Annotated in this window: 1 protein-coding gene; it reads left to right on the top strand. The window is 59.7% G+C overall.

All coding sequences use genetic code 11. The features are described from left to right. Nucleotides 1-232 precede the first annotated feature (232 nt). On the top strand, nt 233-976 hold the full coding sequence (locus DS079_RS16970; RefSeq protein WP_126988922.1) for a hypothetical protein: 744 nt from the start codon (nt 233-235) through the stop codon (nt 974-976). The last annotated feature ends 90 nt before the right edge of the window (nt 977-1,066 follow it).

Consider the following 1,066-nt stretch of genomic DNA (forward strand, 5'->3'; position numbering starts at 1 on the left):
CTGGCCCGCTGCCGCCTCAACCTCGTCCCCGACACCAACACCGAGGAGGTCACCACAAGCTCCCTACCCGCCCTGACCGCCTGACCCCTCAGCGAAGGATCGCTACACCACTTCCAGGGACTTGACCGCAATGACACGGTTGTCAGTAGCCGCGACTACGATGGTCAGGGCTTGGCGACCGCGCTAGATCGAAGCACGGAATCGACCGAGCACCTGAGCATAGGGGTGCTGTGTGACCTGGGATGACACGTACCGAGATCACGAGATCTGGCAGAACGCAAAGATCGCGAATGAGGAACTGGCAACTACTATTGCCCAACAGGAATCCCAGGCCGCTGACGAGAGCTTCCAACTCCAAGCACTCTTGTCTCACGTAGAGGGATGCAGTGACAGCCCACATCCGTCGATTAGCCAGGCACACCTCGATCAGGTCAACACGACCGTCAGCCAGATTCGAAACCTCCTCCCCGACCGGCTCGACGCAGTATTCACGAGGTCCGGGGGCCAGTTAAGCCCATTCCTGAGCCTCGCACAGGCAGTCCGGTCTTGGCCCGCCCCCGGAGGATCACGGCTGAATGGGCTGGGAAAGCGTGCGGATGCTGTCGAGCAAACATTTCTTGCTTTGGATCGGCAGATCAGCACACGCCTTGAAGAGCTTGAGCACGAGTTGACCAAGTCAAACGAAGAGACCACCCACCTTCTCGTGCAACATAAGGCCGACACGAACGAAGCGGCAAAAGCGGCGACCTTCGACCTCAACCAGAAGATGGCGACCATCGCGGCGGAGCTCGAGCGGATCAAGAAGGACGCCGCCGCAGCCGAAGCAACTACTGAGAATCAGAAAGCCCGTCTTGACGAAGCACTGAACACCCACCAGGAGAGATTCTCGGAGCTCCAGGAACAGCGTACTGCCAACTGGAATAACTTCCTGAGTGAAAACCGGCTCTTCGCATTTAAGGGTGTAGGAGGGGTCTGAAGCCGCCGGCTTCGAGGAGGCTGCGAGCGATGTAGTGGACGAGGTTGCGGAAGCCCAGTGCGGAGCCGCGGAGGTGCTCGAGCCGGCCGT

Source organism: Brachybacterium paraconglomeratum, from assembly GCF_003994255.1.
GTDB classification, from domain to species: Bacteria; Actinomycetota; Actinomycetes; order Actinomycetales; family Dermabacteraceae; genus Brachybacterium; species Brachybacterium conglomeratum.